This window comes from Stappia sp. BW2 (assembly GCF_008107695.1).
Classification (GTDB): Bacteria; Pseudomonadota; Alphaproteobacteria; order Rhizobiales; family Stappiaceae; genus Roseibium.
Map to the genome: position 1 here is coordinate 885,425 of NZ_VIRG01000066.1, position 24,240 is coordinate 909,664.

The following is a 24,240-nucleotide window of genomic DNA, read 5'->3' on the forward strand; positions in this document are numbered from 1 at the left end:
CCAGTTTCCCTAGCGAAGGGACACTTGTTGATCCGTCGCAGACAACGCTTCCTCCAACAGCACCGCCCTCGCCGTCCGGTGCAGCGTGACGTGACGGTCCGCCAGTTCGTCGATGTCCGTTGAATAGCCCCCGCCCAGAACGCCCGCCAGAGGGACGCCGGCCTTTCGCACCGTCTCGATGACATAGCGGTCACGACGGCAGAGCCCGTCGCGTGACAAGGCCAGTCTGCCGAGCCGGTCGCCGGAAAAGGGATCGACACCGGCGTTGAAGAAAACGATGTCCCAGGGCCCCTGCCTCAGCAGATCCGGCAGCACCTCCTCCAGAACAGCAAGATAGACTTCGTCTCCCGTTCCATCGGCAAGGCCTATGTCGAGATGAGAGGGCACCTTGCGAACCGGGTAGTTCTTTTCCGAATGGAGCGAGAACGTGAAGACATCCGGATCTCCTTGAAAAACATCCGCTGTACCGTCTCCCTGATGCACATCCAGGTCAATCACCAGCGCCTTTCGGATCGCTCCGTCCGCCTGCAGCACCTTGATGGCAACGGCGACATCGTTGAAAACGCAGAACCCGGCACCATGCGCACGCCGTGCATGATGGCTGCCACCGGCGGTGTTGCAGGCAATGCCATGTTCCAGCGCAAGATATCCCGTCAGCACCGTTCCGCCGGTGGCGCAGCGTGCACGAAGGGCGATGTCCTCGCGCATCGGAAACCCGATTTCCCGCGCGATCTTGTCCGGCACACGGGCATTGAACACCTGGTCCACATAAGCAGGATCGTGTGCCAGCGCGACCCATTCGAACGGGGCCGGACGGGGCCTGAAAAAGGCACTGTCTCCGAGCAGACCTTCCTCACGTATCAGCGCGGCGACGGCACGGAACTTGTCCATCGGGAACCGGTGATTGGCGGGAAGATCGGCGCAATAGGCCGGGTGGTGTACGATCGGCAGGGTCATCTGTGCGCAATATAAGGCGCCTGCAGCGTCACGGGCACCCCCATAAGGAGCATTAACTGGCCCCTTCCGGCCCGCGCCCATCCTTAGTGTCAGCACCCTTCCCAGCAGCCCGGTCAAAGGCGGCAATGTATACCCGGTATGTGCGGAAAAGAATTGACGCGCGGAGACCGGGCGGACAAGAAGGTCTTCCCTTTGAAGCGAGCCATCGATGTCCCACCTTTCAGAAACCGGCGAGCGGCCAGGACTGGCCTTTGCGGTTACACACCGCTCCGTTCTGGCTATCGCCATTCCGATGACGCTCGCCTATCTGTCGACACCGCTGCTCGGCATTGTCGACATGGCGGTGATCGGCCGACTGGGAGATCCGGCCCTTCTTGGCGGCATCGCGATCGGCGGCATCATCTTCGACCTGGTGTTCACGACTTTCAATTTCCTGCGGTCCGGAACAACAGGGCTGACGGCACAGGCTTATGGTGCGCAGAACGAGGAAGAAGTCAGGGCGACACTGCTGCGCGCCTTCCTGATCGCGGCCATCGGCGGCCTACTCGTCATCCTGTTGCAGATCCCCTTGCGGGAAACAGGCCTCTGGTTCCTTGGAGGCAGCGCCGATGTGCAGGCCGCCACCAGCCGGTACTTCGATATCCGCGTCTACAGTGCACCCTTCCTGCTTGCCAATTACGCCATACTCGGCTGGTTCATCGGTCTCGGACGCGCGGGAACCGGACTTGTCCTCCAGCTTGTCATGAACGGGCTCAACATCGGCCTCAGTGTCTGGTTCGTCATCGGCCTCGACTGGAGCGTGGAAGGCGTTGCCCTGGCAACGGTCCTGAGTGAAATCGCGGCAACGATCCTGGGTGTCTGCCTGATCGTCTTTACCACCGGCAAGGCGCCGTGGCCGGCGCCTCAGGTCATTTTCGACCGCCGCCTGCTGGTGCGCATGATGGCCGTCAACCGCGACATCATGATCCGCTCCTTTACCCTGCTGTTCGCCTTCGCGTTCTTCACCGCGCGCTCGGCAGATCAGGGCGATACCGTTCTTGCGGCAAACGCGCTGCTTGAAAAATTCATCATGCTAACGGCGTTCTTTCTGGATGGCCTTGCCACCGCGGCGGAACAGCTTGCCGGAAGGGCCGTCGGCGCGAGATACCGGCCCGCCTTCGACCTTACCTTGAAACTGACGGCCCTGTGGAGCTTCGCGCTGGCCGCGATCCTGTCGACCCTGTTCTGGTTGTTCGGACAACATGTGATCGATTTCATGACGACAGCCGAAGATGTCCGCCAGGTGGCTGCGGCCTATTTGGGCTGGGCCATTGTGATGCCCCTGTTCGGGGTGCTGGCTTTCCAGATGGATGGCGTCTTTATTGGAGCCACCTGGTCGTCAACCATGCGGAACATGATGCTGCTGTCGCTGGTCGTCTATCTGGCCGCCTATTACCTGCTGTTTCCGGTCCTCGGCAACCACGGCCTCTGGCTGGCGTTCCTGCTGTTTTTCGGCACGCGCGGTCTGACGTTGCTGGCGGCCTGCCCGAAGCGGGCGACGGAAACCTTCGGCGCCGCCTGACGGCGGCTCTTACTAAGCCGTTTCCGACGCCCAGGCGTCCACATTGGCATCGCGAGCCTCGCGTAGCGACGCGATCCCGTGCTGATCCAGTTTCGCAGACAGGCCGCTCAGGATCTCGTCGATCAGCCCTGCGCCCTTGAAGACGAGAGACGAATAGAGCTGCAACAGATCGGCCCCCGAGGTGATCTTCGTCCAGGCGGTTTCCGCGCTGTCGATACCGCCGACACCAATGATCGGCAGGTCCGGCCCGGCCAGTTTGCGGGCGCGTGCCAGCATGATGGTCGATTTGCGGAACAGAGGTTTGCCGGACAGGCCGCCGGTTTCCTGCACTGGCCCCTTACCGCTGAGGCCTTCGCGCCCGATGGTCGTGTTCGAAACGATCAGGCCGTCGACAGTCTTGGCAAGAACTTCCTCGACAATGTCCCGCAGGTCTTCATCTGCCACGTCCGGCGCGATCTTCAAAAGGACCGGTACCTTGCGCCCAAACTTCCGGGTGCAGGCGTCGCGCGCCGTCATCACGGCGGTCAGCAGATCGGCCAGTGCAGACCGGGCCTGCAGGTCGCGCAGTCCCGGGGTATTCGGCGAAGAAATATTGACTGTGAAATAGGACGCTACATCGGCGAAGGCGTTGATCCCGGCAACGTAATCGGCGATCCGGTCAGTCGCATCCTTGTTGGCACCAACATTGATGCCGACAATCCCACTGTGCTGCCGCCGGGCTTCCAGGCGCTTGCGCAGGGCCGCATGACCCTCATTGTTGAAACCGTAGCGGTTGATCACCCCCTCATCGGCCGGCAGACGAAACACGCGCGGCCGTTCATTTCCGGGCTGCGGCCTGGGGGTGACCGATCCCGCTTCGGTGTATCCGAAGCCAAGCTTCAGCAAGGCATCGGGCACTTCACCGTTCTTGTCGAAACCAGCTGCCATGCCAACCGGGTTGGGAAAGGTCAGATCCCATAGCCTTACCGCAAGACGCGGGTCGTCGCGCCTGCGGCGCGGCAGCATCAGTCCGGACTTCAGGGCAAGGATCGTCGCACGGTGCGCGGTTTCCGCGTCCAGGCATTGAAGGCCCTTCATTGCAACGTTTTCCAGAAAAGGCGGCATCATCGCGCGAGCTCCGGAAACGTATGCGATCCGTCCGGCGAAAGCGGCAAGTCCTTCACCCAGACAGCGGCCATCGGATCCAGCGGTGCGTAGAGATGGGGGAACAAGGCTCCACCCCGCGACGTCTCCCATTTCAGATCGTCGCCGAAACTGTCCGCATCGAAGGCGGCGATCAACAGCTCCTGCTGGCCCGCAAAGTGCTTTGCAGCGGTTTCCCGAACCTGATCTTCGGCGGAAAAATGAATGAAGCCGTCCTGAAGATCCACCGGTGCGCCGTTGAAAACGCCGAGGCTGATTGCTTCCTGCCAGAGGGATTTTGGAGCGATCTTGAATATCAGTGTCATCTGTCTGCCTTGCCTGGTGCCAGCGTCGGCATGGCAGGCAAAGGCCCGGCGCATGCTCAGCCGGTCGGGACACTACTCATACGGACCGCCCCGAACAAGCCGCACAGGCAGGCCCGCGCGTTTCTTTTGAATTTTGGCAGGGAAAACCCATATGAGCGAAAGGTATTTATTCCTGTCGCATACCATGGAGAAACCGGCAGCCGTGCTCTCACACGAAAAAGTCTGGGCGGCCATCGATGCCCTCGCCTCGCAGAACGGGCTTTCGCCGTCCGGTCTGGCACGGCGGGCCGGCCTGGATCCGACCGCGTTCAATCCGTCGAAACGCGTTGCCGGCGATGGACGTCCGCGTTGGCCCTCCACCGAGTCGCTTGCCAAGGTGCTGGCGGCGACCGGTGAAGCCCTGAACACCTTTGCCGCACGCGTGGAAACGCTGGACGTGCCAAACGACAATGCGCCTGCTCTGGTGCCCCTTGCCGGACTGGAAGCGGCGTCAAACCGTGATGCCTTCGACGGCGCAGGCCGCCCTTCCGGCGCGACCTGGCAACGGTTCACCTTTCCGCAGCCAGGGGCTTCTTTTGCCCTGCGGGTCAGCAACGAAGACTTCCAGCCCCTTTACCGGAGCGGCGATATCGTTGTGGTCGCACCGGATGTACCCCTTCGCACAGGTGATCGCTTGGCACTGAGACTCACCAGCGGCCGTCTGTCGCTTTATACGTTGCAGGAGACAGGCCGCGAGGACCTGGCTGTCCGTACAATCGGGGACAATTCTCACTCCCTGCGCTTTCGGCACTCGGCAATCGAGTGGACTGCCCGTATTATCTGGGCGAGCCAATAACCTGCGAGCGCACATTGATGAAGCTTCGGCCTCTCATAACACCTGCTATCGTGCTGACCACCGCAGGTGGTCTGCTCGCCTGGCTGTTGCTGAGCGACCCGCCCTCGCCGCAGAACGAACGCGTGGCGGCAACCAGTGCGGCCCCCACTGGCCAGGAAACCGGCGCCCCGGTGAAGACGAACGAAACCGCTTCGCAAGCTGTCCGGACACAAAGCGAACCGGTTGTCGTCACAACCGCTCCGCGGCCGGATGACATTCGCAACGTTTCCCCCGAAGGGGTCTCGGCACCGAAGGTCAACGGCAACCTGAAGCGGATCGAGCCATCCAAACGCTATCTGGAACTGAAGAACCCACCGGTTGAACCGATACCGGACGGGCCGCTGGAGTTCATGCGGGTTCAGGTTCTGGATGGCGGGCACATCAAATCGAAGAGGCTGACGATCACGCTCGCCCATATTGTTCCGCTGAAACCGGACGAAACCTGCATTTCGCGGCTCGGAGGCACCTGGCCCTGCGGCGCCAGGGCACGCACCTTCCTGAGAGGACTGGTGCGGCAGTTGAAGGTGACCTGCGAGAAGATCGAGGAAACCGGTCCACAACAGATCCTGGCCACTTGCAGCCGCGGGTCCATGGACCTCAGCAGACGGCTTGTTCGCTACGGCTGGGCGGATCCGGCGCCGGATGCGCCAACCGGACTTTTTGAGCTTGCCGAAAAAGCCAGGGACAGAAAGATCGGCAAGTGGCAATCGGAATGGCTGAACGAGTTGCCGACGACCGGGCTCGAAACCGAAGTGCCGTCCGCATTGCCGGGTCTGGAGGAACTCGCCCCGGAAACTGTCGAATGGAGCCTGAGGTCCGAACCGGAACAACCGGGTGAAGACCAACTGACCATCGATGAGTTTCCGGAGGCAGACCCACCCATACGCTAAAGCCCGACTGGAAAGATCTGTTCTTTCGCAAAACGGCGATCAAGCGCTCGCGTCACGATAGCCGGTTTACCGGCAAGGGTCGTTTACTTAGGCCAGCAAGCCTGTTTCGCGTTTATCCTGATTGGTATTAGGCTCACAAGGCGAAGAAACCGGATTGGGAGTTTTCATGACCGCAGACATCAAGGTCGGCATCATTGGGGGAACTGGCCAACTTGGCAGCGCCATCGCAACTGCGTGGCTGGAAAGTGGCTGTATCGGAGCTGACCAGCTCTGGATATCCAATCGGTCCGGTTCGGCAGGCGGGTTCGACGCCTGGCCGGAGATCACCTTTACCGCGTCCAACCAGCTTCTGGCCGATGCGTGTGACGTCATCCTACTGTCCGTCCCGCCGGCGCTTGTCGATACGGTTCGGATTTCAGCTCCCGATAAACTGATCCTCTCAGTTATGGCGGGCGTTTCGCGCGACCGGCTCAAGGCCATCACAGGCTCGGACAGGGTCGTTCGCGCCATGTCGAGCCCGGCGGCTGGCAAGCGGCTGGCCTACTCGCCCTGGTGTGCGGCTACGTCGCTCACACCAGCGGACCGAAAGCGCGTCCAGGCACTGCTATCGGCCTGCGGTCCGAGTGATGAAGTCGCTGACGAACAGCAGATCGAGGTTTTCACCGCCATAACCGGACCAGTTCCCGGGTTTGCCGCCTTTTTCGCCGACTGTATCGTTGAGTATGCCCGCGCCAACGGGGTGGAGAGGCACATTGCCGAACGCGCCGCAAAACAATTGACCCTGTCGGCCGGGCAGATCATGGCCGAAGACGCCAGGTCTCCGGCAGAACATGTTCAGGAAATGATCGACTACGCAGGAACGACGGCTGCCGGTCTTCTCAAGCTGAAGGAACTGGGCGTTGCGGATTTGATCGGTGGGGGACTGGAAGCCAGTACCGCGCGTGTCAGAACCATAGCCGGTTCGGACTAATCCACGCAGCGCCTGCCGGAAGATAGACCATAAAGACGAAAAGCGGCGCATCTGCACCGCTTTTGCTTTTGTTGTTCAATCAGGCCGTCAGTTCGCCAGCCAGCGCCTTGCGGATCATCTCGCGTGTTTCGGCAATGCCGTAAAGAGCGACGAAGGATCCGAAACGAGGCCCCTTTTCCTGACCCAGCAGCAACTGATAAAGCGCTGAGAACCAGACGACGGACACGCCGGGACCGCCGTCCGGGCCTTTTTTCGACGGGTCCTGATAGCGCTCGATGGATCGTGCGACGTCCAGAACCGCATCCTGGATGGCAGCGCCATCCGCATCGGCCGGCAGGGCTGCCAGGGTTTCGTCCAGCTTTTCCAGCGCAGTGCGCTCGACATCGTCCGGCACCTTGAACGACTTGGTCGGTTTGACGAAATCGTCGAAGTAGCGGATCGCATAGCCGACAAGCGCATCCAGTTCCGGATGGGTCGATGCCGTGACGCCCGGTGCATAGCGGGAGATGAACGCCCACAGCACGTCCTTGTTTTCCGCATTGGAGGCGGACACGAGGTTGAGCAGCATGGCGAAAGGCACCGGCATGTCGATCTTCGGGATATTGCCCGAATGGATGTGCCAGGCCGGGTTCTGCAGCTTCTGCTCCACCGGCATCTGCTCGTATTTCTGGACGAAGGTGTAATATTCGTCCACCGCCTTCGGGATGACGTCGAAATAGAGCTTCTTGGCCGTCTTCGGCTTCTGGAAATTGTAGAGCGCAAGGCTTTCCGGTGCGGCATAGGTAAGCCATTCGTCGATGGTCAGACCATTGCCCTTGGACTTGGAGATCTTCTCGCCCTTCTCGTCCAGGAACAACTCGTAGACGAAGTGTTCCGGAGCAGAGCCGCCCAGGATGTTGCAGATCTTGTCGTATATCGGCGCATTGGTCATGTGATCCTTGCCGAACATCTCGAAGTCGACATCAAGCGCGGCCCAGCGCATGCCGAAGTCCGGCTTCCACTGCAGCTTCACCTTGCCACCGGTAACCGGCAGAGTGATGTCTTCGCCAGTCTCATCAGCAAAGGTAATGGTGCCGTCCTTCGGATTGACGTCCTTCATCGGCACATAGAGCACACGGCCCGACGTCGGCGAGATCGGCAGGAACGGCGAATAGGTTGCCTGACGTTCCGCCCCAAGGGTCGGCAACATCACGTCCATGATCTTCTGGTACTTTTCGGTGGCGCGGATGAGCACGTCGTCGAACTTGCCCGCCTTGTAGTATTCCGTCGCGCTGGCAAACTCGTAGTCGAAGCCGAAGGTGTCCAGAAACCGGCGCAGCATGGCGTTGTTATGGGCTGCAAAACTGTCAAAGTCGCCGCCGAACGGGTTCGGCACCGCCGTCAGGGGCATCTGGAGATAAGGTTCGAGCGCTGCACGATCCGGCACGTTTTCCGGGATCTTGCGCATGCCGTCCATATCGTCGGAGAAGCACAGCAGCCGGGTCGGGATCTTGTCTTCGGTCAGCAGGCGGAAGGCGGTACGCACCATGGTGGTCCGCAGAACTTCGCCGAAGGTGCCGATATGCGGCAGCCCTGACGGGCCGTAACCCGTCTCGAACAGAACCGGCTTGTCCGATCCCTTTTTCTCGATCCGTTTGACCAGTTTTCGCGCTTCTTCAAACGGCCACGCTTTCGATTTCGTGGCCGCCTCGACAAACTCTTGCGAAAGGTCAAGCGGAGGCAGGGATTGTTCGGTCATTTTTATAGTCGTTCTGTTCAAGAGAATGGATGGAACGCAACAAGCCGGTTTTTGGTATTTTCGGCTGGTTGCTGCGGCGCGACACTAGATCAACACGCCTCTGTGTGCAATCGCATGATCCCAGCTAAGTTGACGGTAACCGGGACCTTTGAGCACTCTTTCCGTCTCCAACGTTATCCCGGCTGGAAAAGCAGGCTGCGGCGGCCATCAGATTGTCTTGCAGCGGTGACTTGAAGCTTGTCTCCCAACCCGCTACATCGGGCGCACGATCAAGAAGATGTTTCCGTCTTTTGGTGCTACGGGAGAAAGAATAGTGTCTATGAACGAGCCGATCAGCGTACAGGAAGCCCTCATTTACGTGATGGTTATCGTCTCGGCGTCGGACAATCAGATGACCGACAACGAACTGGCCACCATCGGCGACATGATTAAGATGCTGCCCGTCTTCAGTGGCTACGACGACAACCGGATCATCCCGGCCGCCCAGCGCTGCGGTGACATCCTGCAGGAAGACAACGGCCTGCATCTGGTGCTGGAACTGGTCGGCGACGTGCTTCCGACAAAGCTTTACGACACGGCCTATGCCCTGGCGGTTGAAGTGGCGGCTGCCGATCTCCACGTCGAGAAGGAAGAATTGCGCATCCTGCAGCTTCTGCGTGATCGCTTCAAACTCGACAAGCTGACCGTGGCTGCCATCGAACGCGGCGCGATTGCCCGTCACCGGACCATCTGATCCGCTCGGAGCAGGTATTTGAAAGCATCGAAGGCCCTCGCCTGGGTCGGGGCGGCATCCATTGCCGTCCTGGCGGGTGTTTTCCTGGTTTTCCAGGGCCTGAAGGATTTCGAGCTTTCTGAATACGAGACGCGGCCGATTGTCTTTTCCTTCGACGGATATTCCGTTTCAGGCACATTGCATCTGCCGCCCCCCGAAAACACGAGGCCTGATCCGCCGCCCCTGGTTCTGCTCGTTCATGGGGATGGCCCTGCCGACAGGCACTCAGGCGGTGGTTACCTGCCTCTTGTCAGTAGCCTCCTGGACAGCGGGTTTGCCGTCTATTCCTGGGACAAACCGGGGGTTGGCGAAAGCGAAGGCAACTGGCTGTCCTTTTCGATGGCTGACAGGGCTCGCCTCGCAGCAACGGCCCTTGCTGCAGCAAAAGAACAGCCTGAATTGCGAATGTCTCCCGCCGGATTTCTCGGCTTTTCCCAGGCTGGTTGGGTGTTGCCAATTCTGGCGAAAGAGCCTGCACAGGCCGATTTCTTCGTGATTGTCGGCGGCGCGGTCAACTGGTTACGGCAGGCAGGCTATTATACCCGGCGCAGGCTGGAACGTGCAGGCGCCGATCTCAAGACGATCGATCAAGCCGTCGCCGAGAACGCGAGGGATGGGCAAAGATTTCTCGACCGGGATTTTTCCTATCAGGGCTATCTCGACAGCGGCCTGGACAAGGTTCCGATGCCGGAAGACCGCTTCGCATTCGCTCACCGGAATGCGGCGGCCGATTCCAGTTCTAGCCTGACACACATATCCGCCCCTGTTCTGACTGTGCATGGCGGCGAAGACCTCAATGTCGATCCCGATTTCAATTCCGCCGTTTATCGAAAGACCCTCGAAGCTGGCAACCCCGCCAACCGCTTCGTGATCGTCCCGCAAGCAACACATGCGCTGCTGCGGGCGGAAGCCTTCAACTACCAGCTCGAGGGGCAAATGCCTTCCTGGGCGAAGGCCTTGTTCATGGTGCTGGGGCGCCGTGCCTACGCGCCGGGCGCACTGGATACAATAACCCTCTGGATCAAGGAACAGGCCGCAACGGCACATCGCCGTTCAACTTCGCCAGATCGTCCGAATTGAAGCCTTGTTGTTTTCGGCCCCTCATTGCGGAGACGAAACATGAGCAATCAGGCAATCGGAGCACAAACGAGCGTGCGTTATCCGCTGAATGGGCTATCCGTTGAAGCGGCGGCCTTGCCGGCATCTGACCGGGCCCACGGGCCTCAATTAAGGCTGTGGATCGCGTCCGGCAGGTCGAGTGAGAACGCGGGAATGACGACATCGAACAGGGAGCCGTCCGGACGTTCCATCGAATAGGACCCGGCCATAATGCCGCTGTCGGTCGAAAGCGGGCAGTGCGACGAATATTCGTAGGTCTCACCGGGCTCTATCACCGGCTGTTCGCCGACGACGCCCTCTCCGCTGACCTCTTCCTTGCGCCCCAGAGCGTCGGTGATCTGCCAGTACCGCGTTTTCAGTTGCACCGGCTCGCTGCCACCGTTGTGGATCTCCACCATATACGCCCAGATGTACTCGCTCGCTTCGGGACGCGATTCATCGTCCATGTAAAACGGCTCGACGGAGACTTCGATCCCTTGGGTGATGGCGGTGTAACTGCCAGACACGGCTTTTCCTTAATTTCTGAACTGCGAACCTTGAAATAGACCGGTCCGAAGCGACGTCCACGGGGGGCACCCGCTCATTCAGGACGCGCTTATAGGGCGAATGACGCAAGCGTGAAAGAGGGTTGTGGCATCTGAGGCTGGAATTGCTTGTGATTTGATGCTGGATTTTGCAAGAACACGATCTGTCAGTCCAAACACAGTGACCTTTTCATGTTCGATGCCTGCCTGCGCCCGCTGATCGACCCGCCGTTGAACCGGCTGGGACAATACCTTGCCGGCACGGGGCTCAAGGCCAACAGCGTGACCCTTGCCGGTTTTGCGATCGGCATGGCGGCAGCCGTTGCAATCGCGACCGGGTACACTCTGGTCGGTTTTTTCCTGATCGCGGTCAACCGTTTTGCCGACGGTCTCGATGGTGCGCTGGCCCGCGCCACTGCCAAAACGGATCTTGGCGGCTATCTCGACATCACGCTGGATTTCTTTTTCTACAGCGCCATTCCCCTTGCCTTTGCCTTGCAGGATCCGGCCAGTAATGCCCTTGCGGCCGTGGCGCTTCTTGCCAGCTTCTACGCCAACGGCTCCGCCTTTCTGGCTTTTGCCATCATGGCGGAGAAGAACAAGCTGACCACCGACGCTCAAGGAGCCAAATCGCTCTATTACATCGGTGGCCTTGCCGAGGGCACCGAAACCATCGCGCTGTTTCTGCTGATGGCCCTGATGCCTGACTGGTTTCCGGTGCTCGCCTATGGCTTTGCAGCGGTTTGCTTCCTGTCCGCCGGGGCCCGGGTGCTCATTGGCGTCCGGGCCCTGCGGCAGACAGGCCGTTAGATCGCCTGAAGCGCCTTTTCCACATCTTCCAGCAGGTCCTGCGGATCTTCCAGGCCGATGGATAGCCGCAGAATACCGTCGGTGATACCGAGTTCTTCGCGGGCTTCCTCGCCGATTGACTGATGCGTGGTCGTTGCCGGGTGGGTGATCAGGCTCTTGGCGTCGCCCAGATTGTTGGAAATCTTGATGATCTCCAGCGCATTGGTGAACCGGAAGGCGGCTTCCTTGCCACCTTCGATTTCCATCGCCAGCATCGTGGACCCGCCGCGCATCTGGCGCTTGGCAACATCAGCCTGCGGATGATCGTCCCGGCCCGGGTAAATCAACCGCGTCACCTTGGACTGACCCGCCAGGTAATCGGCGATCTTGCCGGCGGTTTCCGTCTGGCGCGCAACGCGCAGCGGCAGTGTTTCGAGGCCTTTCAACAGCACCCATGCACTGAAGGGGCTCATGTGCGGGCCAGTGTGCTTGACGAAGGGCATGACCTCGTCGTTGATCCACTCTTCGTCCGACAGGATCACGCCGCCGAGACACCGACCCTGGCCGTCGATGTGCTTGGTGGCCGAATAGACGACCACATCGGCGCCGAGCTGTAGCGGCGATTGGTAGAGCGGCGTCGCAAAGACGTTGTCGACGACCAGCCGAGCCCCGGCCTCCTTCGCGATCTGCGCCACGGCTTCGATATCGATCACTTCCAGCGTCGGATTGGTCGGGCTTTCCAGAAACAGGGCCTTGGTGTTCGGCCGAACGGCCGCCTTCCACTGCTCGATGTCCGTTCCGTCGACCAGCGTGCTTTCAACACCAAAGCGCGGCAGCAAGGTTTCGCAGATATAGCGGCAGGAGCCGAACAGCGCCTTGGCGGCAATCACATGGTCGCCGGCCCTGACCGAGGCCATCAGCGCCAGGTTGACGGCTGCCATGCCGCTGGCGGTTGCCCGGGCGGCCTCGGCCCCTTCCAGACCCTTGATGCGGTCTTCGAACATGGTAACGGTCGGATTGGCGTAACGGGAATAGACATAGCCCGGATCCTCGCCATTGAACCTGGCCTCCGCAGCTTCCGCACCGCTGTAGGTGAAGCCCTGGGTCAGATAGATGGTCTCCGAGGTCTCACCAAACGGTGACCGCATGGTGCCGCCATGAACCAGATTGGTTGCAGGGCGCCAGTTCTTGTTTCCGGTCTTGGTGGTCTCAGTCATGTCTTTCATTCGCTCCAAACGCAAAAAACCCCAGCCTAAAGACCGGGGTTCTCACCTCCGGCCTTTTTAGCAACTTGTTTAACGTGGCTGCAAGCCGGCCGGCCCAAATCACCACGAAGTGAGCTTGTCCTACGGGATAATCGGACACAGGTCAATTGTGTATTGCGTCCTTTGAGCCCAAAAGCCCGGTTCTGCCAGAATGCCTGTTGGCGTGGGCGGCCCGATCCTTTAATGACCATAGACCAGCAAACTGCGGAATATCTTCATGAACGTCACAGCAGGTCAGGCCTTGAACGGAAGCGCAATTCTCACAGCAAACGGCATTCTGCCGGAACGGGTAATCCAGGCCATGTTCGCCGCCGGAGAGATTTCAGCGGACGCACCGCCAGTCACCGGACAGATCCAGCCTGCCAGCCTTGACCTGCGTCTGGGCAAAGAGGCCTACCGGGTGCGGGCCAGCTTCCTGCCGGGGCCGGAGATCCAGGTGGCGGCACGGCTTGAGCAGATGAAGCTGCACACCGTTGACCTGAGCGAAGGCGCGGTTCTTGAGACCGGCTGTGTCTACATCGTGCCCCTTCAGGAAAGCCTTGCTCTGGCACCGGATATTTCCGCGACCGCCAACCCGAAAAGCTCCACCGGGCGCCTGGATGTCTTCACCCGTGTCATCACCGACAACGGGTTGGCCTTCGACACCATCCCGGCCGGCTATACCGGTCCGCTCTATGCGGAGATCTCGCCGCTGACCTTCCCGATCCTCGTTCGGTCCGGGTCCCGCCTCAGTCAGATCCGCTTCCGGCGCGGCCAGTCGCTCATTCCCGATGCTGAACTGGAAGCAGTCCACAAGGCCCACACCTTGATGAGCGGTGGCAACGAGCGTATCGGCAACGGTGTGCAGCTTTCCATTGATCTTGAGGGGACCGGCCCGAACAGCCTGATCGGCTACCGCGCGAAGCAGCACTCCGGACTGATCGATGTGGATGTCGTCGGCGCGCAGGATGTCCTGGATTTCTGGGAGCCGATCTATCGCCGCCAACGGGCGGAACTGATCCTCGATCCGGACGCCTTTTACATTCTGGTGAGCCAGGAAGCGGTGCATGTGCCGCCGGACTATGCCGCCGAAATGGTGCCGTTCGATCCGCTCGTCGGCGAATTCCGCGTCCATTATGCAGGTTTCTTCGACCCGGGCTTTGGCCATGCGGGTGCCGGCGGTGTAGGCTCGCGCGCGGTGCTGGAAGTCCGCTCGCACGACGTGCCTTTCATCGTGGAACACGGCCAGACCATCGGCCGCCTGGTCTATGAACACATGGCCGAGCGCCCTGCAACGCTTTACGGCGAAGGCATCGGTTCCAACTATCAGGGCCAGGCGCTCAAGCTGTCCAAACACTTCCGGGCCCCCGCCTGACCCTCCTATGGCCCTGAAAACCGTCACACGTGAATTTGAAGGCTTTCTGGAAGACCGGAAGTCCCGTTTCCTGGCGCATCTTGTGCCGATGGAAATGTTCGACCAGCGGCTGGAAGAGCTGCGCAAGGAACACAAGAAAGCCAACCACATCGTCACGGCGCACCGTCGACTGCTGGATGATGACCGGATTGATGAAAGCGGCAAGGACGACGGCGAACCGGCAGGCACTTCCGGCATGCCGACACTTCGGGTGCTGCAAGGGGCTGAACTGATCAACTGCGCCGTTCTGATCGTGCGCTATTTCGGGGGCACCAAACTTGGTGGCGGCGGCCTTGCGCGCGCCTATTCCGGCGCCACGCAGGATGCCATCAACAATGCCGATCTGGTGCCATTTCAGAAGATCCTGTCAAAAACGGTTAGCGCCGACTTTGCCTCCAGCTCCGAGCTGGAACGGCGGATCGAGACCCTCGGTCTGACGGTGATGACGCGGGATTACACCGAAGACGGTGTGACGCTGGCGGTCGAGGGGCCGGAAGATGTTCTGGCGGAGCTTTAGGGTGTAGACCCTCTCCAGTCGTTATCGCCGGACTTGATCCGACAATCCCTCTCGAGACCTTGGCCACACAGAAAAAAGTGGCTTGGGAGACAGAACGGCATGGGTCCCATGGTCCAGCCATGGGACGCCGCATCAGATCGTAAATCGCTCTCGGTCCATACGCTGTTGCCTCGGCTTCAGACAGCCGCGCAGTCTTACTTCCGGGACTCGTCTACCTGCGTCTGAAGCTGCCTGACCTCGTTGCGGAGCGCCCTGACCTCTTCCAGAATAAGACCTGTATCGACATGGATGGCCTGCCGGTTGGCGTCGGCCTCGGCCTCGTGCTCCTCCTGCATGGCGGAAACGATGATACCAATAAACAGGTTCAGCACCGTGAAGGCCGTGCACAGGATGAAGGGCACGAAGAACAGCCAGGAATACGGGTAGACGTCCATAACAGGACGCACGATGCCCATGGACCAGCTTTCCAGCGTCATGACCTGGAACAGCGTGTAGAGCGAAGCGCCAAGGGTGCCGAACCACTCGGGGAAGGCTTCCCCGTAAAGTTTGGTGGCCATGACGGCGAAGACATAAAAAACCAGCGCCATCAGCACCACGATCGAGCCCATGCCCGGCAGAGCGGCCACCAGTCCGCCGATAACGCGGCGCAGGGATGGCACGACGGAAATGAGGCGCAAGGCCCTGAGGATCCGCAGCGACCGGAGCACAGAGAGGTTGCCCGTTGCCGGCATCAGTGAGATCGCCACGATGCTGAAATCGAACAGGCTCCACGGGTCCTTGAAGAATTTCAGGCCATGGGCATAAAGGCGCAATATCAGCTCGATGACGAATATGCCCAGAATTGCCTGATCGACCAGCTTCAGGAAACCGCCGATCTCCGCCGTGACGGTGTGGCTCGTCTCCAGACCGAGCGTTACCGCATTCAGAACGATGACGCCGATGATCCAGGCTTCCCAGTTGCGTGAGGTGACCAGCGCCCTGACCTGATTTCGCATTGATGTGCCCCGGTTTGATGGCTTTTCGTGCGTGTCGCACTGCACCGGCCAGAACATGGCGATTTCAATGCTGCAGCGCAAGATCGCCGCGCTTTGGAAAAGCATATGTCCCTCAAAGAAGCCCGCTTGACAGGCTGGGCAAGTCGGCGCAGAAAGCTCATCAGGTTCGGCGGGTGTAGCTCAATGGTAGAGCAGAAGCTTCCCAAGCTTAAGACGGGGGTTCGATTCCCCTCACCCGCTCCAAACCTCTTCATCCTATCTCCCAAATTTGCAGCAACGCCCGACCCCTATCAGCGGAGCGTTTCCCGTACCTGTGCCTGTTTTCGGACAACCGAGCGGCTGAGTCCGACGTCTTCCAGCAAATAGTCAGGCAGATCTGCCAGATGAGCCATATCGCGCCGATGGCGCAGACGCTTCAGCAAAAAATGAAAGACGGCGGTTCCCAGACCCGTCCTGCGGACGCGCGTCAGGTGCAGTGATACATGGTGATCGGACATATGTTTGCTCCTTTCCAACGAGACAGGAACAAGTTTAGAAAGAGCCGCCGCGAGCGGTGCGCAAATGTCTCGCCATTAAGCGACAAACTCGCAAGATTTAAAAATCTCCGATAAAATGTCGCATAACGATGCCTTAGGGGACCTTTCCATGGATCTGGACGATTTCGATCATCAGCTTTTGCGTCTGCTCAGCCACGATGCCCGACAGACCGGCAAGGAACTGTCGGAGAAAGTCGGCCTGTCTTCCGCTGCCTGTCTGCGCAGGGTTCAGCGCCTTCGGGAAGTAGGGGCAATTGAGCGCGAGGTAGCCGTTTTGTCGCCGGAGGCAACCGGCGCCTCTGTCACCTTGCTTGTGATGCTGGCGCTGTCGCGCGGACAGCCCGAGCGCATGGCAAAGTTGCTGCAGAAGTTGAGGAAGCTTCGGGAAGTGCAGAAGATCTATCACGTCACCGGCCCAGCCGATCTGGTGCTGACGGTGCAATGCGCTTCCATGGAAGCCTATGCGACCTTCACCGAAGCCCATTTCTATGAAGACGAAATCAAGGGCTTCGACACAATCGTCGTCCTGCGGTCCTATGATCCGGAACCGCAGATCTGACAGTACTCCGCGCACGCCAAAGAGCGGGCTGACAAGCAGTGCAGGTTCGCGATATCCTGTCGTTGCGATTCCCGGCGCGTATGCCGACCATGACTTGATATGGAACGAGACGTCCGCGTGCCACGTTCACTACCACTTCTTCAGACTTTTGGCCGTCGCGCTGCCGTGCTGCTGGCTCTCGTCTCCCTGACACTCGCCACTCTGGCGCTCTGCACTCTGGCGCTTGGCACCCTGTCGGCCTCCGCCCAGGAACCTTCGGTCCGCGTTCCCAATTTCTGGGATCCCAAAGCTGTCCATGACCGGCCGAATGCCATTCCGGACAAGATCCAGTTTCTGGCGACCGACGGCTACCCGCCGTTTGTCTTCCGCGATCAGCATGGCCGGCTGACCGGCTTCAATGTGGATCTCGCCCGGGCGCTTTGCCAGGAACTGGGCAGCTCCTGCGCTCTGCGCATCAAGGACTTCGAGGTTCTTCTGCCTGCGCTGGACGAGGAAGAAGGCGACGCGATCATCTCGGGTCTGTCGCGCAGCCTGCCCGCCACGCGCGGCCTCAACTTCACCGAGGATTATCTGAAGCTGCCGGCACGGTTTGTGGTGCGGGCTTATAACGCGTCCGATTTCAACGAACAGGCCCTGACCGGCAAGAGGATCGCCGTCGAGGCCGGGTCCCGATACGAAGCCTTTGCTAAGCGCTTCTTTCCCGAGGCAGAGATTATCAGTCTGGAGACGGTGGAGGCGACCCGGGAGGCCGTCAAAGGTGGCTCGGCCGACGCCCTTTTCGGCGATGGTCTGAACCTGTCCTTCTGGCTGCCGAGCGAAGCCGCAGACGGCTGCTGTGCCTTTGCCGGCGGGCCGTGGCTGGAGCCCGGCTACTTTGATGAGGGCATGGCCATTGCAACGCGCCAGGACGACCCGGAACGGGCCGCTGCCCTCACCTACGCCCTGCGCCAGCTTCATCAGAAGGGTATCTACCGCGAGCTTTACCTGCGCTATTTCCCGATGAGCTTTTTCTGATTGTTTCCGGCAGGCTGGCAGCGTGTCAGCTTTTGCCAGCGCTCTTCTTCAGATCTGCCTTTTTCGAACGGTCCGGATTTTTCAGGAACGGGATTGCCAGACTGAAGGGAAACGAATGCGCACGCGGCGTGAGCGCGGCACCGAGCCCGATTTCCATGGTCTCGTGTCCCTGCTCCGGATCTTCAACATAGGTCCCGAACAGACGGTCCCAGATGGCGAGATAGAAGCCGTAGTTGGAATCTGTCTCATGCGGTAGCACCGAATGATGGATGCGGTGCATGTCCGGGGTGACGATCAAAAAGCGTAACGGGCGGTCCAGCCAAAGCGGCAAGCGGACATTGGCATGGCTGAAAACCGCCGAGGCGTTGAGGACGATCTCGAAGATCAACACCGCTTCGACCGGGCCGCCGAGCGCGATGATGACCAGCCCTTTCCAGAGGAACGACAGCAGAATTTCTATCGGGTGGAACCTCAGCGCCGTCGTTGCATCAACCTCGCTATCGGCATGATGCGTGCGGTGAATGCGCCAGAAAAGCGGAACCTTGTGCGATACCAGATGCTGAAACCACACCGCCAGATCGAGCGCGAGAAAGGTGATCACACCCGCCAGAACGCCGGACCAGCCGGGCAGCGCAAAAAGGCCCCAGCCCTTTTCCTGTGCCAGCAGTGCCAGGCCAACGCCGCCCATGGGGAAGATTAGCCGCACCAGCAGGGCATCAAGCAGGACAATAGCCCAGTTGGTCGGCCAGCGTTTCAAACGGCTGCTTTTCAGGCGACGCCGCGGCAGACCGGCCTCCAGCAGAGCCATAATCAGAAAGATGCCGCCGAAACAGGACATGCGAAGCAGGTTGATGTCGATCTGGTCAAACATGGGGTCTTTTGAAACGTCCTGACTAATGCAGCTTGCCACGGTCCCGATGGCACGATAGGGCGGTACAACAATACTCCTGATATCATTTCTTGCCGCTGCGACAGATCACATCATCATGACCGACTTTCTCTGGACCCGCCCCGAAACGTCCCCAATGGCAACCCTTCTGCTGGCCCATGGTGCCGGTGCGGCCATGGACTCGGCCTTCATGAACAAGCTGTCGGCGGCTCTTGCCCGCGAGGGCATTGCAGCGGCACGCTTCGAATTTGCCTATATGGCCGGACGCCGGACTGGCGGCCCGAAAAAGCCACCACCACGGGCCGACAAGCTGATTGCCGAGTTTCAGACTGCCCTGCAGTCCGTCATGAGCGAAACCGACGGCCCGTTGCTGATCGGCGGCAAATCGATGGGCGGCAGGGTTGCCGCGATGCTGGCAGGCGGCGGCTCGCTGCCCGGGCGCGTCAAGGGTGTTGCCTGTTTCGGCTACCCCTTCCATCCCACTGGCAAGGCCGACGCAGAGTGGCGGCTCCAGCCGCTGCAGGACGCCAAGCGCCCGGTTCTGGTGATGCAGGGCGATAGGGATCCTTTCGGCTCCAGGGCTGAGCTTGACGATGTCACCCTGCCCGCTCATGTCAGCCTGTCCTATCTGGAAGACGGCAACCATGACTTCGGCCCGCGCGGCAAGTCTCCGGCAACACTCGACGGCAACATCGCGCTGGCCGCAGAGGCTGTCAGGGCATTTGCGGACGGGTTGGTGCGTTAAGGCCCACCACAGCCCTTGCTATCTACCCGCATGCCCCCTTGCCGGAAGCAGGAGTGGTGACCTTTTGCGCAAGCGGCCCATCCTCCGAGACAGCGCTAAAGCGCTTCCTGAGGATGAGGAAGATGTGGGTGGGACGGCTCAAATTTTGTTGCTGATCGTCATCCTGGGACCACGCGTCCAAAGGACATGAGCATCATTAGCTACAAGTTCGCTTTGTCTCATCCAAGAGACGCTCCCCACCCCAGGCAGTTAAACCGGACAAGCGCAGCGCAGATCCGGTGCCTGCTCACATGACGGCTTGCCGCAGTTGATCTTTGCGCTTCCTCACGAGGAGGCCGTTTTGGCAGAAAAACAGACAAAAGCCCGGACCGTTTCCGATCCGGGCTTTCTTCAATGTGCCTTCGTCCCGGTTACTGACCCGGCTTGCCGTCGAATTCGTAGCGGGCGCTGCAGAATTCGCAGGTGACGATGATCTTGCCGTCCACCGTCATGTGGTCGACATCCTCCTGACTGAAACCAGCGAGCACGTTTTCGATCTTCTCGCGCGAGCAGCTGCACTTGTCGGCCAGCGGCTGCGGTTCGAAGAGGCGGACGCCGCGTTCGTGGAAGAGGCGGAAGAGCAGCATTTCCACGCTGACTTCCGGATCGGTCAGTTCGACATCCTTGACCGTCTCGACCAGCACCTTGGCTTCCACCCAGGCGTCGTCCTCGTCAATTTCATGCGGACGCGTGCCTTCCGGGGCGTCGCCCGGATCTATATCGGCCTGACGCATCCGTTCCGGTGCCTCTGGCAGGAACTGGATCAGGATACCGCCGGCGGTCCAGGTTTTCGCATGGCCTTCGCCTTCCTGGCGGGTGAACAGTTCACCGACCCCAAGACGAACTTCGGTCGGGATCTGCTCTGACCGCTCGAAGTAGCGCCGTGCCACTTCCTCCAGCGACACACCACCCAGCTCCACCAGACCCTGGTAGCGCTGCATGTGCGGGCCCTGGTCGATGGTCATCGCCAGATGTCCATGTCCCAGCAGCGCTTCCTGCGTCGCCTTGCCATCGGCCATCAGGGCCTCAACGTCGCCGGTATCGAAGGTGGCGCAGGCGCGGATCGCATCAGGAGACCTGAAGTCGACCACCAGCATGGACACCGGCCCGTCCGTCTGCGTTTGCAGCGTGAAACGGCCGTCGAATTTCAGCGACGTGCCCAAAAGGCTGGTCAGGACAATCGCTTCCGCCAGCAGGCGCGAGACTGGCTCCGGATAGGCATGGCGGTCCAGAATTTTTTCCAGGACAGGACCAAGCGCGACCGCACGGCCGCGCACATCGAGCCCTTCCACGGCAAAGGGCCGGACAGCGTCCAGCCCTGCAGGCGTAATGCCCAGTTCATCAAGATTAAGTGCCACTTGGCTTGCCTTATGCTGCGCCGAAGCACCAGGCCAAAATGCCCTTTTGGGCATGGAGCCGGTTTTCGGCTTCGTCAAACACAACGGAGTTGGGACCGTCCATGACGTCCGAGGTGACTTCCTCACCCCGGTGAGCCGGCAGGCAATGCATGAACAGGGCGTCCTGGTTTGCCTCAGCCATCAGGCGCTTGTTGACCTGATAGGCGCTGAGAAGATTGTGACGCGATTCCGCATCGTCATCCCCCATGGACACCCAGCAGTCGGTCACGACACAGTCGGTCCCCTTGACTGCCTCATATGGGTCCGTTGTGACCTGAATGGAACCACCCTTGGCGCGGGCGGTCTCGATCAGGTCCATTGGCGGCGCCAACTCGCCCGGCGTCGCGATGCGCAATTCGAAATCAAAGCGCGGTGCGGCGTGAATCCAGGAAGCCAGCACGTTGTTGCTGTCTCCGGTCCAGGCAACACTCTTGCCCTTGATCGAACCGCGATGCTCTTCGAAGGTCAACAGGTCGGCCATGATCTGGCAAGGATGCGAGATCTTTGTCAGGCCATTGATCACCGGCACCGTCGCATTTTCCGCGAGTTCACGCAGTTCGTTGTGATCGAGGATACGGATCATGATCGCGTCGACGAAACGGGACAGCACCCGTGCCGTATCGGCAATGGTCTCACCGCGACCGAGCTGCATTTCCGTGCCGGTCAGCATCAGCGTCTCGCCGCCAAGCTCGCGCATGCCGACATCGAAGGAAATGCGCGTGCGGGTCGACGGCTGTTCGAAGATCATGGCAAGCACCTTGCCAGCCAGCGGCCCGTGGCCGCGATGCACGCCGTTTCGGCTCGACTTGATCTTCCGGCTGATGTCCAGGATGGCGCGCAGTTCGTCGCCTTCGAAATCCGTCAGATCCAGAAAGTTCCGGTAGGTTCCATTTGCGGTCATCAGGCCGCTCCTTCCGCCAATTTCGCTTCCACGGCGACGGCAGCCTGCTCCAGGCGTTCGACAGCAATGGAAATTTCCTCTTCGCTCATGGTCAGTGGCGGCATGATGCGCACCACATTGTCGCCGGCAGGCACTGCCAGGAGACCCGCTTCACGGGCCGCCAGCACATAATCAGCCACCGGCACCACGCATTTCAGGCCGAGTATCAGGCCAGTACCACGCACTTCCGCCAGCACGTCCGGATGTCCATCCACCAGCCCGGCCAGCTTCTGCTTGAAGCTGAGGCCTTTCTGGCGAACACCTTCCAGAAAGCCTTCATCCAGGACGACGTCCAGGACGGCGTTGCCCACCGCCATGGCCAGCGGATTGCCGCCAAAGGTGGTGCCGTGGGTTCCTGGCGAAAGGGCTGCAGCCGCTTCCTCGGTTGCCAGGCATGCGCCCATCGGGAAACCGCCGCCGATCCCCTTGGCAATCGCCATCAGGTCCGGCTCGACACCCGCCCACTGATGAGCGAACAGCTTGCCGGTCCGTCCGACGCCAGTCTGGATTTCGTCGAAGATCAGCAGAATGCCGTTATCGTCGCAGATCTTGCGCAGCGCGCGCAGGAAGTCGGCGGGAATCTCGCGGATACCACCCTCACCCTGTATCGGCTCGATAGCAATCGCCGCCGTCTGCGGACCGATAGCGGCTTTCAAAGCGTCCAGATCTCCGGCCGGCACCTGGTCGAAACCGGGAGCCTTCGGACCGAAGCCTTCAAGATACTTTGCCTGGCCGCCCGCTGCGATGGTCGCGATGGTCCGGCCGTGGAAGGCGCCTTCGAAGGTGATGATGTGAAACCGCTCGGGATCGCCATTGTCATAATGATAGCGGCGCGCGCATTTGATGGCGGCTTCCATTGCCTCGGCGCCCGAATTCACGAAGAGCACCTTGTCGGCAAAGGTTTCCGCACACAAACGCTGCGCCAGCCGCTCACCGTCGGGCATCTGGTGCAGGTTGGACGTATGCCACAGCTTGGCGGCCTGATCCTGCAATGCCTTGACCAGATGCGGATGAGCATGACCGAGTGCGTTGACCGCGATGCCGGAACCGCAATCGAGGAATCGTCGGCCGTCAGTCGTTACCAGCCAGACACCTTCCCCATGATCGAAAGCCAGTTTCGATCTTGCATAATTTCCGAATAGTGCAGTCGCGGACATAACCTCGTTTGTCTCCTTTAAACGCCCTTGCTGTCCCAGCGTCACCCAGACGCCAGGCCGACATCTGAAACAGTTGCCGAAGGGTCAAAACGCAACGTGCCGCCCCGATGAGGCGGCACGTAGCGGCTTTCTTATACACTGCCCGTACCCTGCGCTGTCAATGGAAATGGCGCACAGGACATTTCACCCGTCCGGGAAGGCGGATTTCATAAAATTCTCAATGACCTCGCCATAATTGGGGAAAAGTCGTTTCATCCCCAACTGGTTTGGGTTCGGCGGTTGCCTGACAAATTAACGTTATTGTAACCTCTGAACAATCAAACACGAGATCTCGTGAGGCAAATCACCAAGAGGCACTAGATATGCCATCATTAAGCGTGCTCACGCATGCTTAACACGGGGTTAATGGCCGCAGGACGGTCAAACTAAAGGGTGCGGCGATGAGTTGGACAAACGAACGGGTTGAGCTTCTCAAAAAGCTTTGGGGCGACGGCTTGAGCGCAAGCCAGATTGCAGGCGAACTGGGTGGCGTTACACGGAATGCTGTCATCGGCAAGGTGCACCGCCTTGGTTTGTCCGGCCGCGCCAAGTCCACGTCTTCAAGCGCCAAGCCGCGCCGGCCGCGTACGGCTGCCCCCGCAGCGGGCGCCGCGCCGAAGAAACCAACCCCCACTCAGCCGCAGTCCATCGGCGCAACAGCACTTAAAGCAGACATGGCGCCTGCACCTGTGGCGGAAGCCAAGCCGCGCGTCGAACCGATTGCCGACCTGGTGCCGATCTCCAAGCGTGCGACCATCCTGACGCTGACAGAGCGGACCTGCAAATGGCCGATCGGCGATCCGGCGACCGACGACTTCTACTTCTGCGGCCGCCATTCCGATGCCGGAGTGCCCTACTGCGCCCATCACTGCAAGATCGCCTATCAGCCGGTCGCCGACCGCCGCCGCGACCGCAAGACGATGGCTCAGGCAGGCTGATAGCCTCCAGACAAATCCAGCTCGTAAAAAGCCCGCCGTTTCGGCGGGTTTTTTTGTTTGAGTTTTCCCACGGCCAGGTGCTGCTTCCTATGTGCCGCGTCTCACGAAGGCCGTGTGCGATCGGCTGAACCCGAGTGGCTTCGCTCCGAAAATGCCCCTTCATGGGAACAGAAGG

Annotated in this window: 25 protein-coding genes, 1 tRNA gene and 1 riboswitch; of the genes, 14 read left to right on the forward strand and 12 right to left on the reverse strand. The window is 60.2% G+C overall.

Annotated elements, in window-relative coordinates:
* Positions 1–9: 9 nt before the first annotated feature.
* Positions 10–957, reverse strand: coding sequence for a histone deacetylase family protein (locus FMN63_RS15545; protein WP_148584895.1), 948 nt, complete (start codon positions 955–957; stop codon positions 10–12).
* Between the two features lie 208 nt (positions 958–1,165).
* Here FMN63_RS15545 and FMN63_RS15550 point away from each other — a divergent pair, with 208 nt between their 5' ends.
* The gene (locus tag FMN63_RS15550; protein ID WP_148584897.1) at positions 1,166–2,518 is read left to right on the forward strand and encodes an MATE family efflux transporter; all 1,353 of its coding nucleotides are present in this window, start codon (positions 1,166–1,168) and stop codon (positions 2,516–2,518) included.
* A 12-nt stretch (positions 2,519–2,530) separates the two neighbouring features.
* On the opposite strand, the gene FMN63_RS15555 is transcribed toward FMN63_RS15550, so the two are convergent.
* Both FMN63_RS15555 and FMN63_RS15560 read right to left on the reverse strand, forming a co-directional pair.
* Positions 2,531–3,625 (reverse strand): quinone-dependent dihydroorotate dehydrogenase, encoded by a 1,095-nt coding sequence (locus FMN63_RS15555; RefSeq protein ID WP_148584899.1) that lies wholly within the window; start codon positions 3,623–3,625, stop codon positions 2,531–2,533.
* On the reverse strand, positions 3,622–3,966 hold the full coding sequence (locus tag FMN63_RS15560; protein WP_162855036.1) for a DUF952 domain-containing protein: 345 nt from the start codon (positions 3,964–3,966) through the stop codon (positions 3,622–3,624). The genes FMN63_RS15555 and FMN63_RS15560 overlap by 4 nt, the downstream gene beginning before the upstream one ends.
* Positions 3,967–4,117: 151 nt before the next feature.
* Between FMN63_RS15560 and FMN63_RS15565 the strand changes: the two genes are divergently transcribed.
* From FMN63_RS15565 to FMN63_RS15575, 3 genes are all read left to right on the forward strand, one after another.
* Positions 4,118–4,801, forward strand: a complete 684-nt coding sequence (locus FMN63_RS15565) for a S24 family peptidase (protein ID WP_148584902.1) — start codon at positions 4,118–4,120, stop codon at positions 4,799–4,801.
* Between the two features lie 17 nt (positions 4,802–4,818).
* On the forward strand, positions 4,819–5,730 hold the full coding sequence (locus FMN63_RS15570; RefSeq protein ID WP_148584904.1) for a thermonuclease family protein: 912 nt from the start codon (positions 4,819–4,821) through the stop codon (positions 5,728–5,730).
* Between the two features lie 166 nt (positions 5,731–5,896).
* On the forward strand, positions 5,897–6,700 hold the full coding sequence (locus FMN63_RS15575; RefSeq protein WP_148584905.1) for a pyrroline-5-carboxylate reductase family protein: 804 nt from the start codon (positions 5,897–5,899) through the stop codon (positions 6,698–6,700).
* Between the two features lie 79 nt (positions 6,701–6,779).
* Here the strand turns inward: FMN63_RS15575 and FMN63_RS15580 are convergent, their stop codons facing one another.
* Positions 6,780–8,438, reverse strand: a complete 1,659-nt coding sequence (locus FMN63_RS15580) for a lysine--tRNA ligase (protein ID WP_148584907.1) — start codon at positions 8,436–8,438, stop codon at positions 6,780–6,782.
* Positions 8,439–8,757: 319 nt separating this feature from the next.
* On the opposite strand from FMN63_RS15580, the gene FMN63_RS15585 reads away from it, so the two are divergent.
* Both FMN63_RS15585 and FMN63_RS15590 read left to right on the forward strand, forming a co-directional pair.
* Positions 8,758–9,171, forward strand: a complete 414-nt coding sequence (locus FMN63_RS15585; RefSeq protein WP_148585602.1) for a tellurite resistance TerB family protein — start codon at positions 8,758–8,760, stop codon at positions 9,169–9,171.
* 18 nt (positions 9,172–9,189) lie between these two features.
* Entirely contained in the window at positions 9,190–10,290 is a 1,101-nt protein-coding gene (locus FMN63_RS15590; RefSeq protein ID WP_148584909.1) for an alpha/beta hydrolase family protein, read from the forward strand.
* A gap of 143 nt (positions 10,291–10,433) precedes the next feature.
* On the opposite strand, the gene apaG is transcribed toward FMN63_RS15590, so the two are convergent.
* Positions 10,434–10,835 (reverse strand): Co2+/Mg2+ efflux facilitator ApaG/CorD, encoded by a 402-nt coding sequence (apaG, locus tag FMN63_RS15595; protein WP_148584911.1) that lies wholly within the window; start codon positions 10,833–10,835, stop codon positions 10,434–10,436.
* 210 nt (positions 10,836–11,045) lie between these two features.
* On the opposite strand from apaG, the gene FMN63_RS15600 reads away from it, so the two are divergent.
* Positions 11,046–11,663, forward strand: a complete 618-nt coding sequence (locus FMN63_RS15600) for a CDP-alcohol phosphatidyltransferase family protein (RefSeq protein WP_148584913.1) — start codon at positions 11,046–11,048, stop codon at positions 11,661–11,663.
* Here the strand turns inward: FMN63_RS15600 and FMN63_RS15605 are convergent.
* Positions 11,660–12,868 (reverse strand): O-succinylhomoserine sulfhydrylase, encoded by a 1,209-nt coding sequence (locus FMN63_RS15605; protein WP_205514044.1) that lies wholly within the window; start codon positions 12,866–12,868, stop codon positions 11,660–11,662. The two genes, FMN63_RS15600 and FMN63_RS15605, sit on opposite strands and share 4 nt — an antisense overlap.
* A gap of 36 nt (positions 12,869–12,904) precedes the next feature.
* Positions 12,905–12,984: riboswitch (SAM riboswitch) on the reverse strand.
* A 140-nt stretch (positions 12,985–13,124) separates the two neighbouring features.
* On the opposite strand from FMN63_RS15605, the gene FMN63_RS15610 reads away from it, so the two are divergent.
* Together FMN63_RS15610 and FMN63_RS15615 are read left to right on the forward strand one after the other, a co-directional pair.
* A complete protein-coding gene (locus FMN63_RS15610) occupies positions 13,125–14,261 on the forward strand; it encodes a 2'-deoxycytidine 5'-triphosphate deaminase (RefSeq protein WP_148584916.1) in 1,137 nt (378 codons plus the stop codon).
* Positions 14,262–14,268: 7 nt separating this feature from the next.
* On the forward strand, positions 14,269–14,817 hold the full coding sequence (locus FMN63_RS15615) for an IMPACT family protein (protein ID WP_148584918.1): 549 nt from the start codon (positions 14,269–14,271) through the stop codon (positions 14,815–14,817).
* A gap of 194 nt (positions 14,818–15,011) precedes the next feature.
* On the opposite strand, the gene FMN63_RS15620 is transcribed toward FMN63_RS15615, so the two are convergent.
* Positions 15,012–15,812: an ion transporter gene (locus FMN63_RS15620; protein WP_353619227.1), complete on the reverse strand. Its 801-nt coding sequence runs from the start codon at positions 15,810–15,812 to the stop codon at positions 15,012–15,014.
* Positions 15,813–15,981: 169 nt separating this feature from the next.
* On the opposite strand from FMN63_RS15620, the gene FMN63_RS15625 reads away from it, so the two are divergent.
* A tRNA-Gly gene (locus FMN63_RS15625) sits at positions 15,982–16,055 on the forward strand.
* Between the two features lie 47 nt (positions 16,056–16,102).
* On the opposite strand, the gene FMN63_RS15630 is transcribed toward FMN63_RS15625, so the two are convergent.
* Positions 16,103–16,309 (reverse strand): YjiS-like domain-containing protein, encoded by a 207-nt coding sequence (locus FMN63_RS15630; protein WP_148584922.1) that lies wholly within the window; start codon positions 16,307–16,309, stop codon positions 16,103–16,105.
* A gap of 148 nt (positions 16,310–16,457) precedes the next feature.
* Here FMN63_RS15630 and FMN63_RS15635 point away from each other — a divergent pair, with 148 nt between their 5' ends.
* Complete coding sequence (locus FMN63_RS15635) at positions 16,458–16,907, forward strand: Lrp/AsnC family transcriptional regulator (protein ID WP_162530054.1); 450 nt, start codon at positions 16,458–16,460, stop codon at positions 16,905–16,907.
* A gap of 117 nt (positions 16,908–17,024) precedes the next feature.
* On the forward strand, positions 17,025–17,921 hold the full coding sequence (locus tag FMN63_RS15640; RefSeq protein WP_209001131.1) for a transporter substrate-binding domain-containing protein: 897 nt from the start codon (positions 17,025–17,027) through the stop codon (positions 17,919–17,921).
* Between the two features lie 25 nt (positions 17,922–17,946).
* Here FMN63_RS15640 and FMN63_RS15645 read toward each other — a convergent pair whose 3' ends face one another.
* Positions 17,947–18,792 (reverse strand): sterol desaturase family protein, encoded by an 846-nt coding sequence (locus tag FMN63_RS15645; RefSeq protein WP_148584925.1) that lies wholly within the window; start codon positions 18,790–18,792, stop codon positions 17,947–17,949.
* Between the two features lie 115 nt (positions 18,793–18,907).
* Here FMN63_RS15645 and FMN63_RS15650 point away from each other — a divergent pair, with 115 nt between their 5' ends.
* Positions 18,908–19,555, forward strand: coding sequence for an alpha/beta family hydrolase (locus tag FMN63_RS15650; protein ID WP_148584927.1), 648 nt, complete (start codon positions 18,908–18,910; stop codon positions 19,553–19,555).
* A 410-nt stretch (positions 19,556–19,965) separates the two neighbouring features.
* Here the strand turns inward: FMN63_RS15650 and FMN63_RS15655 are convergent, their stop codons facing one another.
* Genes FMN63_RS15655 through FMN63_RS15665 form a run of 3 tightly spaced genes read right to left on the reverse strand, consistent with a single transcriptional unit; the run spans position 19,966 to position 23,088 of the window.
* Positions 19,966–20,952 carry an Hsp33 family molecular chaperone gene (locus tag FMN63_RS15655; RefSeq protein ID WP_148584929.1) on the reverse strand — a complete coding sequence of 329 codons (987 nt, stop codon included), beginning with the start codon at positions 20,950–20,952 and terminating at the stop codon, positions 19,966–19,968.
* Between the two features lie 10 nt (positions 20,953–20,962).
* Positions 20,963–21,892: an ornithine carbamoyltransferase gene (gene argF, locus FMN63_RS15660; protein ID WP_148584931.1), complete on the reverse strand. Its 930-nt coding sequence runs from the start codon at positions 21,890–21,892 to the stop codon at positions 20,963–20,965.
* Entirely contained in the window at positions 21,892–23,088 is a 1,197-nt protein-coding gene (locus FMN63_RS15665; protein WP_148584933.1) for an aspartate aminotransferase family protein, read from the reverse strand. Before FMN63_RS15665 ends, argF begins: the two co-directional genes overlap by 1 nt.
* Positions 23,089–23,528: 440 nt before the next feature.
* Here FMN63_RS15665 and FMN63_RS15670 point away from each other — a divergent pair, with 440 nt between their 5' ends.
* On the forward strand, positions 23,529–24,065 hold the full coding sequence (locus FMN63_RS15670) for a GcrA family cell cycle regulator (RefSeq protein WP_148584934.1): 537 nt from the start codon (positions 23,529–23,531) through the stop codon (positions 24,063–24,065).
* The last annotated feature ends 175 nt before the right edge of the window (positions 24,066–24,240 follow it).

Excerpts from the sequence above, each read along its gene's own strand:
- FMN63_RS15545 (WP_148584895.1), bottom strand. The coding sequence starts at position 957 with ATGACCCTGCCGATCGTACACCACCCGGCCTATTGCGCCGATCTTCCC.
- FMN63_RS15550 (WP_148584897.1), top strand. The coding sequence starts at position 1,166 with ATGTCCCACCTTTCAGAAACCGGCGAGCGGCCAGGACTGGCCTTTGCG.
- FMN63_RS15555 (WP_148584899.1), bottom strand. The coding sequence starts at position 3,625 with ATGATGCCGCCTTTTCTGGAAAACGTTGCAATGAAGGGCCTTCAATGC.
- FMN63_RS15560 (WP_162855036.1), bottom strand. The coding sequence starts at position 3,966 with ATGACACTGATATTCAAGATCGCTCCAAAATCCCTCTGGCAGGAAGCA.
- FMN63_RS15565 (WP_148584902.1), top strand. The coding sequence starts at position 4,118 with ATGAGCGAAAGGTATTTATTCCTGTCGCATACCATGGAGAAACCGGCA.
- FMN63_RS15570 (WP_148584904.1), top strand. The coding sequence starts at position 4,819 with ATGAAGCTTCGGCCTCTCATAACACCTGCTATCGTGCTGACCACCGCA.
- FMN63_RS15575 (WP_148584905.1), top strand. The coding sequence starts at position 5,897 with ATGACCGCAGACATCAAGGTCGGCATCATTGGGGGAACTGGCCAACTT.
- FMN63_RS15580 (WP_148584907.1), bottom strand. The coding sequence starts at position 8,438 with ATGACCGAACAATCCCTGCCTCCGCTTGACCTTTCGCAAGAGTTTGTC.
- FMN63_RS15585 (WP_148585602.1), top strand. The coding sequence starts at position 8,758 with ATGAACGAGCCGATCAGCGTACAGGAAGCCCTCATTTACGTGATGGTT.
- FMN63_RS15600 (WP_148584913.1), top strand. The coding sequence starts at position 11,046 with ATGTTCGATGCCTGCCTGCGCCCGCTGATCGACCCGCCGTTGAACCGG.
- FMN63_RS15605 (WP_205514044.1), bottom strand. The coding sequence starts at position 12,868 with ATGAAAGACATGACTGAGACCACCAAGACCGGAAACAAGAACTGGCGC.
- FMN63_RS15610 (WP_148584916.1), top strand. The coding sequence starts at position 13,125 with ATGAACGTCACAGCAGGTCAGGCCTTGAACGGAAGCGCAATTCTCACA.
- FMN63_RS15615 (WP_148584918.1), top strand. The coding sequence starts at position 14,269 with ATGGCCCTGAAAACCGTCACACGTGAATTTGAAGGCTTTCTGGAAGAC.
- FMN63_RS15620 (WP_353619227.1), bottom strand. The coding sequence starts at position 15,812 with ATGCGAAATCAGGTCAGGGCGCTGGTCACCTCACGCAACTGGGAAGCC.
- FMN63_RS15630 (WP_148584922.1), bottom strand. The coding sequence starts at position 16,309 with ATGTCCGATCACCATGTATCACTGCACCTGACGCGCGTCCGCAGGACG.
- FMN63_RS15635 (WP_162530054.1), top strand. The coding sequence starts at position 16,458 with ATGGATCTGGACGATTTCGATCATCAGCTTTTGCGTCTGCTCAGCCAC.
- FMN63_RS15645 (WP_148584925.1), bottom strand. The coding sequence starts at position 18,792 with ATGTTTGACCAGATCGACATCAACCTGCTTCGCATGTCCTGTTTCGGC.
- FMN63_RS15650 (WP_148584927.1), top strand. The coding sequence starts at position 18,908 with ATGACCGACTTTCTCTGGACCCGCCCCGAAACGTCCCCAATGGCAACC.
- argF (WP_148584931.1), bottom strand. The coding sequence starts at position 21,892 with ATGACCGCAAATGGAACCTACCGGAACTTTCTGGATCTGACGGATTTC.
- FMN63_RS15665 (WP_148584933.1), bottom strand. The coding sequence starts at position 23,088 with ATGTCCGCGACTGCACTATTCGGAAATTATGCAAGATCGAAACTGGCT.
- FMN63_RS15670 (WP_148584934.1), top strand. The coding sequence starts at position 23,529 with ATGAGTTGGACAAACGAACGGGTTGAGCTTCTCAAAAAGCTTTGGGGC.